The organism is Rhodanobacter denitrificans (genome assembly GCF_003335105.1).
Lineage (GTDB): Bacteria > Pseudomonadota > Gammaproteobacteria > Xanthomonadales > Rhodanobacteraceae > Rhodanobacter > Rhodanobacter denitrificans_A.
The window spans coordinates 32,295-44,485 of record NZ_QFWQ01000011.1; the positions used below are offsets into that span (position 1 = coordinate 32,295).

Below are 12,191 nucleotides of genomic sequence, written 5' to 3' on the forward strand. Positions count from 1 at the left end.
CTTCGCCCGATTCTATCGTCCGGGCCGAGCGCCCGGCAAACAAGTCGCGCCCGCATCGCTGATGTTTAAGCAGTTCGTAAGCGGATCGCCGGATAATCTTCCAGCCAGTCGCGCTACTGTGTGACCCTGCGGCCGAAGGAGCCTGTTCGTGCATATCATCCTGGTCGAGGACGATCTCCAGCTCGGCGCCGCGATCCAGCGCGCGCTGGAACGCCTCGCCTATACGGTCAGCTGGCTGCGCGACGGCCGCGAGGCGCTGCTCGCGCTGCGCGACGAGACCGCCGACCTGGTGCTGCTCGACCTCGGCCTGCCCGGCAAGGACGGCCTGGACGTGCTGGTCGAGGCGCGCCGCCTGCACGTCAAGACGCCGGTGCTGGTGATGACCGCGCGCGACGGCCTGGAAGCCCGCGTGAGCGGCCTCGACGCCGGCGCCGACGACTACCTGACCAAGCCGTTCCACCTGGAGGAACTGGCCGCGCGCATCCGCTCGCTGACCCGCCGCACGCAGGGACTGGCCGCCAACCGCATCGAGGCCGGCGCGCTGAGCCTGGACCTGGGCACCTCCGAGGTGGTTTTCCGCGGCCAGCGGGTCGAGTTGACCAAGCGCGAATTCGCCCTGCTGCAGATCCTGATGGAACGCGCCGGCCGGCTGGTGCGCCGCGAGAACCTGGAGAATTCCCTGTACGGTCTGGACAACATGGTCGGCTCCAGCGCGCTGGAGGTGCTGGTGCACACGCTGCGCCGCAAGCTGAGCTTCGACACCATCCAGACCGTGCGCGGCTTCGGCTACATGATCGCGCGGGAGCCGAAGTGAGGGCGGCGAGCCTGCACGGCCGGCTGCGCTGGCTGGTCATCGTGGTGCTCGCCGCGGTGCTGCTGCCGCTGGGCGTGCTCAGCTTCAAGCGCACCGTCCGCGAAGTGGGCGAGCTGTCCGACGGCCGGCTGGCGCAGTCGGCGCGCACGCTGCAGGTGCTGATCGGGCATGCCGACCTGGACGCCCTGCAGCGCCGCGATGCCGACCGCCTGCTGGTGCCGATCGAGGCTCGCCTCGTCGGCAGTCCGCCGCGGCAACGCTACACCTACGAGTCCGAGGTCGGCTTCCAGGTGTTCGACCACACCGGCCGCATGGCGCTGGCCACCGCCAACCTCGCCGGCATGCCGCCGCCGCAGGCCAGCGACGCGGATTTCCAGGACGTGCGGCTGGGGCCGTACCGCTGGCGCGTGTTCACCCTGCACGACACGGCGAACCGCGTGGTGATCCGCACCGGCGAGCGCTATGACAGCCGCGACGAGATCATGCACGCGGTGTGGCTGGAGCACAGCCTGCCGCTGCTGGTCGGCCTGCCGCTGCTGGCCCTGCTGGTGGGCTGGGCGATACGCCGCGGCCTGCGCCCGCTGGAGGCGCTGACCCGCGCGCTGTCGTCGCGGCAGCCGGGCAGCCGCGAGCCGGTGCTGCTGCGCGACGCACCGCAGGAATTGCAGCCGGTGCTGGCGGCGTTGAACGAACAGCTCACCCGGCTGGAAGACGCGCTGGAGCGCGAGCGCCGCTTCAGCGCCGACGTGGCGCACGAGCTGCGCACGCCGCTCGCCTCCGCCATGATCAACCTCGAAAGCGCGATGACCAGCACCGACCCGGCCGAACTGAACCTCACGCTGGGCAGCGCCCAGCACGGCCTTGCCGCGCTGGCGCGGCGGATCGAGCAGCTGCTGGCGCTGGCCCGGCTGGAAGCGGGTGCCGCCTCGGGCCAGCGCGGCCGGGTCGACCTGGTCGCCGTGGCGATGGACGTCATCGAGGAGCTGGCGCCGGTGATCGCCGAGAGCGGTGCGGAACTGAGCTTCGCTCGACTGATGCCGCAGGTTGCGGTGCAGGGCTACGAGGCCGCGCTCACTGCGCTGCTGCGCAATCTGCTGGAAAACGCCCTGCGCCACGCCCCGGCCGGCGGGCGGGTGCAGCTGTCGCTCGACCGTACCGCACAGGGCGCGCTGATCGACGTCACCGACGACGGCCCCGGCATTCCCGCCGAACACCGTGCCGACGTGTTCGCGCGCTTCCATCGCGAGGCCGGCAGCCGCGGCGACGGCTACGGCCTGGGCCTGTCGATCGTACAGCGCGCGGCCGGGCTGCACGACGCCACCATCGAGCTGCTCGACTCGCCGTACGGCAGCGGCCTGCGCGTGCGCGTGGTGATCCCGCCGCCGCATTGATATCCGCCCAAAGGAGCCTCGAAGAACTCCCCACGACACGTCATTCCAGCGGAAGCTGGAATCCAGCGCCTTGCATCTCACCAGCCTGAGCGCTGGATCCCAGCTTCCGCTGGGATGACGAGCTGGATGCAAGGCTGTTCGAGGGTCCTCAGGGCCGCCCGACGGTGAGGACGACGAAGCTGTCCGGCTCAATCGTCGGCCGGCCGTTGGCCTGCCTGGCCGTACCCAGGCGTGCCGCGGACAGGTACAGCCGGTGCAGCTTCGGGTCGAGTGCCAGCGTGCGCGCGCTGGCCTGGGTGGGAATGGTCACCGTCACGCGGTAGTGGTCCGGGTCGTCCTCGTGCACCGCGGTAAGCGTGCCGCTCTCGCCATTGCTGCTGTAGATCGTTGCCTCGGCCGCGTCGAACACCACCGCATCCGGACCGTCGCCGATCGGCACCTTGGCCACAGGGTGGCCGTCCACCGCGTCGAGCACCGCCATCGTGCGGTTGTCGCACACCGCGAACAACCGGTGATGCGGGTTGTCGAGGGCCAGCCCGCTGGGCGATTCGCACGGCGCCAGCGGCCAGGTGTGCAGCACCTTGTCCGTGGCCGAGTCGAGCTGCACCAGTTCGGACTTGTCCTCGATGTTCACGTAGACGTGGCCGGCGCCGTCGGCCACCGCGAACTCCGGCTTGCCGGGCAGCGCGATGCTGCCGATCACCGCATTCTTCGCCGGGTCGATCACGCTGGCGCTGGCGCTGCGGCCGTTGAAGGTCAGCACGTGGTGCGAGGCGCTGTCGTACAGGATGGCGTCGGGGTTCTGGCCGGTGCCTGTAATCGTCGCCAGGGTCTTCAGCGAGGCGAGGTCGAACACGGTCACCGACGCGCTCCTGCCGTCGCTGATGAAGCCGCGATGCAGGTCGTCGGCGATGGCAATGCCATGCACGCCTGCGGTATCGGGGATCGTGCCGATCTGCTTGCCGCTGTCCACGTCGACCACCAGCACGCGGTCGCCGCGGCTGACGAACAGGTGGCGGCTGGGCGCATCGAAAGCCAGGTAGTCCCAGCCGCCCGGGCCGCCCAGCGCCAGGCGCGAAAGCAGGCGGGGCGCCGGCGGGGTGGCGGCCGCGAGCGCCGGCGGGATAAACGCCAGCACCAGCAGCGCGGCGGGCAGCAGTTTGCGGATCGGTCGTGGCATGGTGGTCACCCTTGGCGGAAGGAGATGTCAGTCCAGCTTGTGCGCGATCGCTTACGCGAGCCTTAGCCGGCCGCTTTTTGCACGTCGCGCCGGCGCAGCAGCGCATACAGCACCGGCATCACCAGCAGCACCAGCGGCACCTGCACCAGCAGGCCGGCGATGATCGCCACCGCCAGCGGCTGCTGCATCTGCGAGCCCTGGCCGATGGCCAGCGCCAGCGGCAGCAGGGTGAGCATCGCGGCCAGCGTGGACATCAGGATCGGCCGCGTGCGGTGCTGTCCGGCCGCATGCAGGGCCTCGTGCAGCGGCGCTTCGGCCGCGGCCTGCTCCAGCTCGGAGAAATAGAAGATCGCCACCTCGGTGACGATGCCGACGATCATCGTCATGCCCATCATCGCCGAGATGTTCAGCTCGATGCCGGTCAGCCACAGCGCGGCGAATACCGCGGGTATCGCCAGCAGCGGCATCGCCAGGATGGTGATCGCCACGCGGAAACTCTCGTACAGGAACAGCAGCAGCGTGAAGACCAGCGCGATCGCCGCCAGCATCACGATGGTCAGCCCGCGGAACGCCTGCTGCTGCTGCTGGTACAGGCCGCCGAGCTGGACGAACATGCCCTTCGGCAGCAGGCCCGGCTGGGCCAGCACCTTCTTGACGTCGACGATGGTGGAACCGAGGCTGCGCCCGCTGATGCGCCCGGTCACCGCCACCATGCGCTTCAGGTTGTCGCGGGTGATCTGCGGCTGGCCCTGCACCTGCAGCAGTGTCGCCACCCGCGACAGCGGCAGCAGGTGGCCGTCGCCGGCGCGGATCGGCAGCGCGGCGACCTGCTCCAGCCGCTGGTGCGAGCTTTCCGGCAGGCGCACGCGCACGCCGACCACCTTGCTGCCTTCCGGCAACTGCGCCGCCACCGTGCCGTCGATCGCCGCGGCCACCTGATCGGTCACGCTGGCCGGATCGAGCCCTTCCAGCGCGGCCTTGGCCGGATCGACCTGCACGGTCAGCGCGTCGCCGGCCGGATTGATGCCGTTGCGCACGTCGACCACGCCGGCGACCTTGCCGATCGCGTCGGCGACCTTGCCAGCGGCGGCATTCAGCTCCACCGGATCGTCGCTGTACAACTGGATCTCGATCGGCTGCGGCACCGCGACCAGATCACCGATCAGATCCTCCATCAGCTGCGACAGCTCGATGTCCAGCCCCGGCACCTTCTTCTCGACTTCGGTGCGCACCTGCGTCATCACCTCCTCGGTCGGCGGGCGCGAGCCGTTTTTCAGGCGAACGAAGAAGTCGCCCTGGTTCGCTTCGGTGAGGCCGCCGCCCAGCTGCAGGCCGGTGCGTCGCGAGTAGGTGTCGACATTCGGGTTGGCGCGGATGATCGTCTCGACCTGGCGCAGCAGGCGGTCGGTTTCCTCCAGCGAGGTGCCGGGCTTGGACAGGTAGTCGAGGATGAAGCCGCCCTCGTCCATCTGCGGCATGAAGCCGGTGCCGACGCGGGTATAGGCCAGCCCGCCGACCAGCACCAGCGGCAGCACCAGCAGCAGGATCAGCAGCGGCCGTTTCAGCCAGCGCTGCAGCAGGTTCCGGTAGCCCCGCATCATCCACCGGGTGAAGCGCCCCTGCGGATGCTCGGCCAGGTGGCGCCGGTCCAGGAAGCGCTCGGCCAGCAGCGGCACCGCGACCCAGGTCAGCAGATAGGAAATGACCAGCGCGCTGGCCATGGTCAGCGACAGCGCCTTGAAGAACGCGCCGGTGACGCCGGAGAGGAACGCCAGCGGCAGGAAGATCACCACGGTGGCGGCGCTGGAACCGGTCAGCGGGCGGGTGAACTCCCACGCCGCGCCGGCGATGCGTTCGTGCACCTCGCCCTCGCCCTGGTTGAGCCGGCGCATGATGTGTTCGAGCATCACGATCACGTCGTCGATGATCAGGCCGACCGCGGCCGCCATGCCGCCCAGCGTCATCATGTTGAAGCTCATGCCGAGCACGGACAGCAGCAGCACGGTGATCGCCAGCACCGCCGGCACCACGATCAGCGCGACCAGGATCACCCGCGTATTGCGCAGGAACACGAACAGCACCAGCCCAGCCAGCACGATGCCGATCAGGATCGCGTCGCGCACGCTCGCGGCGGCGCCGGTCACCAGCTGGGTCTGGTCGTACCAGTTGGCGAGCTGCACGCCGGCCGGCATCTGCGGCGCGTAATCGGCCAGGCGCTGCCTCACTTCGCTGGCGATCTGCACGCTGTTGCCGTCGGGCTGCTGATAGACCTGCAACAGCACGGCGTTCTGGCCGTCCGCATTGACCCGGATCCACTGCGGCACGTGGTCGAGGCTGACCGCTGCCACGTCGCCGAGACGCACCGTGCCGGCGGGACCGGCGCGGACCACGATGGCGCGCAGCGCCGCGACGGTGGTGGGCTGGTTGTTCGCCAGCAGCAGGTACAGCTTGTAATGGTCGGACACGCGACCCATCGCCTGGATCGTCGCCGCATGGCTGACCGCGCCGGCGACGTCGCTCAGGCTCAGGTTCAGCGCGCGCAGCTTGCCGGGATCGACATCGGCGTGGAATTCGGCCACCTCGCCGCCCTGGACCTGCACCTGGGCGACGCCGCTGATACCGCTCAGCAGCGGGCGCAGCTGGTACTCGGCCAGGTCGTGCAAGGCGCCGGGCGACTGCACGTGCGAGCGCAGGCTGTAGGCCAGCACCGGGAACGTGGTCGGGTCCATGCGGCGGGTGGACAGCTGGGTGCCGGCGGGCAGCTGCGGCAGGATCTGCCCGGCCGCCGCGTTGACCTCCTGCAGCGCGCCGGCCATGTCCGCGCCCCAGTCGAACGTCACCGCGATATCGGCGCTGCCGCGGCTGGTGGTGGAGCGCACGTCGCGCACGCCACGCACTCGGCGGATCGCCTCCTCCACCGGCGTGGTCACCTCGACCGCCATCTGATCGGCCAGCCGGTCGCCCGCATCCAGGGTGACCTGCACGCGCGGGAACGCCACGTTGGGAAACAGCGAGACCGGCATCAGCAAGGCGCTGGCGAGACCGCCGATCGCCAGCATCAGGGCGAGGAACAACAGCGAGCGGCGATGCTGCTGCATCCATGCGGCAATACTCACTTGGCCGACTCCCGCACTGCGTCGCCGTCGTTGAGCTCGTACGCGCCGAGCACGATCACCTTCGCCTGCGCGTCGAGCGGACCCTGCACGCCGACGGTGTCGCCGTCCGGGCTGCGCAGCTTCACCTCGATGCGCTTGGCGCGGCCCCGCTCGGCCAGGAACAGGTAGTCGCCGCGGGCATCATGCAGCACGGCAGCGCGCGGCACTGCCCAGGCGGTGAAATCGGTGGTGCGGATGCGCGCCTCGAGCGCGGCGCCAGCCACCAGCGCCGCGCTGGCGTCGGCGGGCAGTTCGGCCCGCGCGCCCAGCAGGTGGGTCTGCGGGTCGACGGACTGCCCGATCATGCGCAGGGTGCCGGCGAAAGCGGCCGCGTCGCCATACACGCTGCGCAGTTGCACCGGCATGCCGGCGCGCAGCTTCGCGCCGTCCTCCGGCTGCACGCCGAGCTGCGCCACCAGCGCATGCGCCGGCATGAAGCCGAGCAGCGGCGCGTTCGCAGCGAAGCGCTCGCCCAGCCCCACGCTGAGCGTGCCGACCACGCCGTCGGCCGGCGCGCTCACGGTTTCCTGCATGCTGCCGCCGCCGAGCGCGCGCTGCGCCTCCAGCGCGATCTGCGCATCGGCCAGCGCCTTGCGCGCGGCAGCCAGTTGCGACTGCGTGGCCAGCCGCTGCGCCGCCAGCTGCCCGGTGCGCTTGAGTTCGCCGCTGGCCAGCTCCAGCGCGCTCTGCGCCTGCAGGTAGGCGCTGCGGGCGGCGGGATCGGGGGCGATCGTCAGCAGCGGTTGCCCGCGGTGCACGGTCTGCCCCGCCGCCACGTTCAGCGCCACCACCTGGCCACCGTGGGCGAGGCTGATCGCGCGCGCGCGCTGCGGATCGCCCGCCGCACTGCCCCAGGCCTCGACCGTGTCGTGGAAGGCCTGCTGTACCGGCCGCGCGGTGGTCACCAGGACCTGGCCGGCCGCCGCCGTCGCCTCCTCATCGGCGGCCTCGTGGCCGCACGCGGCCAGCAGCAGGCACAGCAATGGCAACAACAGGAATCGATTCATGGCGTGGGAGCCTGTGCGGGTGCGGATGAGCCGGGCTCGCCCAGCGCGGTGTTGCCGAGCAGCGCCTCCAGCGCGATCGACTGCTTCGCCTGCTCCTGCTGCACGGCAAGCAGCTCGAGGTCGGCGCTCAACGTGCTGCTGCGGATGGCCAGCCAGGTCGGCCAGTCCAGCAGGCCGCTCCGCCAGCTCGTTTCGGCGGCGCGGCTGGCATCGTCGAGCTGCTGCACGTGGGCGGCCAGCGCGCTGCGCCGCTGCTCCAGCGTGGCGAGGTCGGCGAGCAGCCGCTGCATGTCGTTGCGGGTCGCCAGCACGCGCGCCTCGTAGTCGTCCTTCAGCTGCTGCCGGGTCGCCCGCTCGATCGCGATGTTGCCGCGGTTGCGGTCGAACAGCGGCAGCGTGAGGCCGATGCTGAAGCCATGGGTGTAGACCGCGCTGGTGTCGCGCGCGGTGTTGACGCCGATGGTCAGCGCGGGGAACTGCGCCAGCACGGCCGCGCGCAGCTTCGCTTCCTGCGAGGCGTAGCCGGCCTGCAGCGCCAGCAGGTCCGGGCGCCGCTTCGGCAGGTCGTCCAGCGCCTGGCGTACCTGCGCGGGGGTCGGCACCGCCTGGTACGGCGGGCCCACCAGGTCGAGCGGCGCGCCGGCAGCCAGGCCCAGCAGCCCGTGCAGGTCGCTGTCGGCCTGGTGCAGCGCCACCGCGTTGTCGGCCAGCTGCCGGCGCACGTCGGCGGCGGCGTTGAGGCCGGCGCTGGCGCTGTCGTAGCTGAGGTTGCCCGCGTTCAGCGCGGCCTGGATGTAGGGCGTGACCTGTGCCAGCGCCGCCTGCTCGCTGGTCAGCCGCGCCTGCTGCGCGCGCAGGTTCAGCACCTGGTCGAACAACAGCCGCGCCTGCGCCACCGTCTGCCATTCCGCCCACAGCAGGTCGAGGTTGACCTGGTCGGCCTGGGCACGCGCCGCGGCCCGGCGCGACGAGCGGGTCAGCAGCGCAGTCACGTCCTCGCTGAGACCCAGGTTGAATGCGTTGCCCAGCCCGGGCCCGCCATGGCGCGGGAAATCCTCGCCGAACGTCAGCTGCGGGTCGGGCAGCAGGCCGGCGGCGAACGCCTGCGCACGGGCGATGCCCAGCGCGCCGCGCTTGACCCGCAGGTCCGGGCTGTTCGCCACCGCCAGCATCGCCACTTCGGTGGCGTCCAGACCGTCGGACGGATCGAAGCGGTGCGTGGCCAGCGCCGGCAGCGGCATCGCCGCGGTGGGTGCGACCAGCTGCCCCACTTCCGCCGCGCCCTGCCCCGTGCCGAGCGGCTGCGGCGCGTAGCTGGCGCAGCCGGCCAGTGCCAGCACTAGGCCCACGCCCGGCAGGCGCAGGCAGCACGGTTCGACGCAGGATCGCAAGAGACGGGAAAGACGCATGCGACGATTCTCACGACCGCCGCTTAGTTCTTTCTGAGCCACAGAACATCCCTAGAGGTGGTAGACGAACGCCAGCGAGCAGGACATCTGGTTGGCCGTGCCAAAGCGGCGCACCAGCGGGCTGGCGGCGGCGTCGCCGAGCAGGCGGGCGTATTCCAGCGAGGCGGCCAGGCCGGTGTGCCGGCTGGTGGGCAGGAACAGATCCCAGGCCAGGGCCAGCTGCTGGCTGCCCGCGCCCGGCGCCCACGCGGGGACGCCCAGCGCCTGCGCGGCGACGGGCGTGACGCCGTAGAAGCGCCGCATCGCCGCTCCATTCATCGACTGCCAGCGCAGTTGCAGCGACTGCTCCATCGGGGCGGGCATGGGCGGGTCCCATTCGGCCTGCAATTCGGTGTAGACGCCGGCGCCGCCGAGGTCATGGCTGAGAAAGGCACTGAGGTTCAGCTGCGGGGTGAAATCCCACTCCAGGTAGCCGCCACCGGTGGCGCGCGGCTTCAGCGCGGGCACCTTGCCGCCCAGCACGCCGAGGTCGTCATGGTCGCGGCCCCACTGGAAGTTGCCGTAGAGGCCGGCGTGCAGCCGCCGGCCGCGGACCAGGTCGAGCTGCAGCCCGTCCAGGGTGGACAGGCTGAAGCCGTCCTGCGGCAGCTCGATGTCCACGAACGGGATCGGGTCGCTGCGGTACGTGCGCGCGCCGGACCAGCGGGGCATGCGCTGCACGCCGGCGCCGATCGCCACGGTGGCGGCGCCGCCATCGGCGCGCGCCGACGGCGCCAGCGACAGGCACAGCAAGGCAAGCAGCAGCGGCAGGCGGAAAGGGCGCATGGGATGGGCGGGCCGAGGAGGTCGCAGCTTAAACGGACGGAAGCGCCGGCGGTTGTCCGCGCCCACGCGCCGCTCAGCTGCGGTTCGGCCGCGGCACGCGGCGCGGGCGCGGGGGAAAGGAGGCCGAAAGAAAGCCTGCCTAACCTGTGCAGCATCATCACCAGAGCTGTTGCCGATGTCTGCTTCCGGCTGGACCATCCTGTGCGATTTCGACGGCACCATTTCCGTCGAGGACGTGATCGACTCGCTGCTTGACCGCTTCGGCCGTCCCGGCTGGGAAGTGCTGGAGCAGGACTGGCGTGCCGGCCGCATCGGCTCGCGCGAGTGCATGGCCGGCCAGGTCGACCTGCTGCAGATGACCCGCGCCGAGCTGGACGAGCACCTGCGCGAGCTGTGGATCGACCACGCCTTCCCCGGCTTCGTGGCCAAGGCGCGCGAGCTGGGCGTGCCGATCCGCATCGTCAGTGACGGCCTCGACTACGCGATCCACCAGATCCTCGGCCGCTACGGCCTGGACGAGCTGCCGCTGGCCGCCAACCACCTGGCGCCGGCCACCCCGCCGAAGCAGTGGCAGCTCACCTCGCCGTTCCAGGCGGACGGCTGCCGCAGCGGCACCTGCAAATGCGCCTGCGTGGCCGACGCACGCAAGGATGGCGCCAGGACCCTGCTGATCGGCGACGGCGCCTCCGACTTCTGCGCAGCCGACCGCGTCGATTTCGTGTTCGCCAAGCACCGCCTGATCGAGCACTGCCGCGCCGCCGGCATCCCCTACATGCCGATCACCGGCTTCGAGGACGCGCTGGAGTACCTGCCGCGCCTGCTCGACGGCAGCCTGGTCCACCACGTGCGCTACCACGAGGCAGCGGCGGCCTGACCACCGGCGCCGCCAGCCACTTCCCGCCGCATCCCCAGCAACGATTCCCGGATCCAGACCATGAACATCGACAAGAACGCCGTCGGTTTCATCGACGACGCGCAACTGCTCGCCGATGAGGCGAAATACAGCTCCTTCGGCGACACCGTGCACTACGTCGATCCGCCGAAGATCTTCCGCCATGGCGAAGGCAGCTACATGTTCGACACCGCCGGCACGCCGTTCCTCGACCTGCAGATGTGGTACTCGGCGGTCAACTTCGGCTACGGCAACAAGCGCCTGAATGACGCGCTGAAGCGCCAGATCGACGTGCTGCCGCAGGTGGCCAGCCAGTACCTGCATCAGACCCGCATCGAGCTGGCCAAGACGGTCGCACTGGACGCGAAGAAGAAGTTCGGCCTCGACGGCCGCGTGCACTTCAACGTCGGCGGCGCGCAGGCGATCGAGGACTCGCTGAAGCTGGTACGCAACTACAGCAACGGCAAGAGCCTGATGTTCGCCTTCGAGGGCGGCTACCACGGCCGCACACTGGGCGCCTCGTCGATCACCTCGAGCTACCGCTACCGCCGCCGCTTCGGCCACTTCGGCGAGCGCGCGATGTTCCTGCCGTTTCCGTATCCGTTCCGTCGCCCGAAGGGCATGACGCCGGAAGAGTATTCCGACAGCTGCGTGCGCCAGTTCGAGCGCCTGTTCGAGACCGAGTACAACGGCGTGTGGGACCCGAAGACCGGCCAGTGCGAATACGCCGCGTTCTACGTCGAGCCGATCCAGGGCACCGGCGGTTACGTGTTGCCGCCGATGAATTTCTTCAAGGGCCTGAAGAAGGTGCTCGACAAGTACGGCATCCTGATGGTGTCCGACGAAATCCAGATGGGTTTCTGGCGCACCGGCAAACTGTGGTCGATCGAGCACTTCGGCGTGACCCCGGACGTGATCGTGTTCGGCAAGGCGCTCACCAACGGCCTGAACCCGCTGTCCGGGCTGTGGGCGCGCGAGGAGCTGATCAACCCGACCATCTTCCCGCCGGGCTCCACCCACTCCACGTTCAACTCCAACCCGCTGGGCACCTCGCTCGGCCTCGAAGTCATCAAGATGGGCTACGAGCTGAACTACGAGAAGACCGTGCCGGTGAAGGGCGCGCACTTCCTCGAAGGCCTGCGCGCCCTGCAGAAGAAGCACAAGGAAATCGGCGACGTCGACGGCCTCGGCTTGGCACTGCGCGCCGAGATCTGCACCGAGGACGGCTTCACCCCCAACAAGGCGCTGCTCGACAAGATGGTCGACATCGGCCTCGCCGGCGACCTGGAGCACAACGGCAAGAAGATCGGCCTCGTGCTCGACGTGGGCGGCTGGTACAAGAACGTGATCACCTTCGCGCCCTCGCTGGACATCACCCACGAGGAGATCGATCTGGCAATGAGCCTGCTGGATCAGCTGCTGACGAAGGCCAAGAAGGGCTGATACGCGCAGTGTGGATGGAAGGCCCGGCAGGCGACTGCCGGGCCTTTTTCATGCCCGCGACTTTCTCCCTCCCCC

9 protein-coding genes are annotated in these 12,191 nt (G+C 70.1%); 4 read left to right on the plus strand and 5 right to left on the minus strand.

The genetic code is table 11. The annotated features are described in order from the left end of the window. The first annotated feature begins 148 nt into the window (after positions 1-148). Together DEO45_RS15590 and DEO45_RS15595 are read left to right on the plus strand one after the other, a co-directional pair. Positions 149-814, plus strand: coding sequence for a response regulator (locus DEO45_RS15590; protein WP_114345552.1), 666 nt, complete (start codon positions 149-151; stop codon positions 812-814). Further along, entirely contained in the window at positions 811-2,205 is a 1,395-nt protein-coding gene (locus DEO45_RS15595) for a sensor histidine kinase (RefSeq protein ID WP_114345556.1), read from the plus strand. Before DEO45_RS15590 ends, DEO45_RS15595 begins: the two co-directional genes overlap by 4 nt. A 148-nt stretch (positions 2,206-2,353) precedes the next feature. Here DEO45_RS15595 and DEO45_RS15600 read toward each other — a convergent pair whose 3' ends face one another. The 5 genes from DEO45_RS15600 to DEO45_RS15620 all read right to left on the minus strand — a co-directional run bounded on the left by DEO45_RS15600 (position 2,354) and on the right by DEO45_RS15620 (position 9,781). Next, a complete protein-coding gene (locus DEO45_RS15600) occupies positions 2,354-3,385 on the minus strand; it encodes a YncE family protein (RefSeq protein WP_114345558.1) in 1,032 nt (343 codons plus the stop codon). Between the two features lie 62 nt (positions 3,386-3,447). Beyond that, on the minus strand, positions 3,448-6,501 hold the full coding sequence (locus DEO45_RS15605; RefSeq protein WP_114345560.1) for an efflux RND transporter permease subunit: 3,054 nt from the start codon (positions 6,499-6,501) through the stop codon (positions 3,448-3,450). Further along, positions 6,498-7,547: an efflux RND transporter periplasmic adaptor subunit gene (locus DEO45_RS15610; RefSeq protein ID WP_114345562.1), complete on the minus strand. Its 1,050-nt coding sequence runs from the start codon at positions 7,545-7,547 to the stop codon at positions 6,498-6,500. Before DEO45_RS15610 ends, DEO45_RS15605 begins: the two co-directional genes overlap by 4 nt. Then, positions 7,544-8,956, minus strand: coding sequence for a TolC family protein (locus DEO45_RS15615; protein ID WP_114345565.1), 1,413 nt, complete (start codon positions 8,954-8,956; stop codon positions 7,544-7,546). The genes DEO45_RS15610 and DEO45_RS15615 overlap by 4 nt, the downstream gene beginning before the upstream one ends. 51 nt (positions 8,957-9,007) lie before the next feature. Continuing rightward, positions 9,008-9,781, minus strand: coding sequence for a MipA/OmpV family protein (locus tag DEO45_RS15620; protein WP_114345568.1), 774 nt, complete (start codon positions 9,779-9,781; stop codon positions 9,008-9,010). 175 nt (positions 9,782-9,956) lie between these two features. Between DEO45_RS15620 and DEO45_RS15625 the strand changes: the two genes are divergently transcribed. Together DEO45_RS15625 and DEO45_RS15630 are read left to right on the plus strand one after the other, a co-directional pair. Then, entirely contained in the window at positions 9,957-10,655 is a 699-nt protein-coding gene (locus tag DEO45_RS15625) for an MtnX-like HAD-IB family phosphatase (protein WP_114345571.1), read from the plus strand. A 60-nt stretch (positions 10,656-10,715) separates the two neighbouring features. Next, complete coding sequence (locus DEO45_RS15630) at positions 10,716-12,116, plus strand: aspartate aminotransferase family protein (protein WP_114345573.1); 1,401 nt, start codon at positions 10,716-10,718, stop codon at positions 12,114-12,116. The last annotated feature ends 75 nt before the right edge of the window (positions 12,117-12,191 follow it).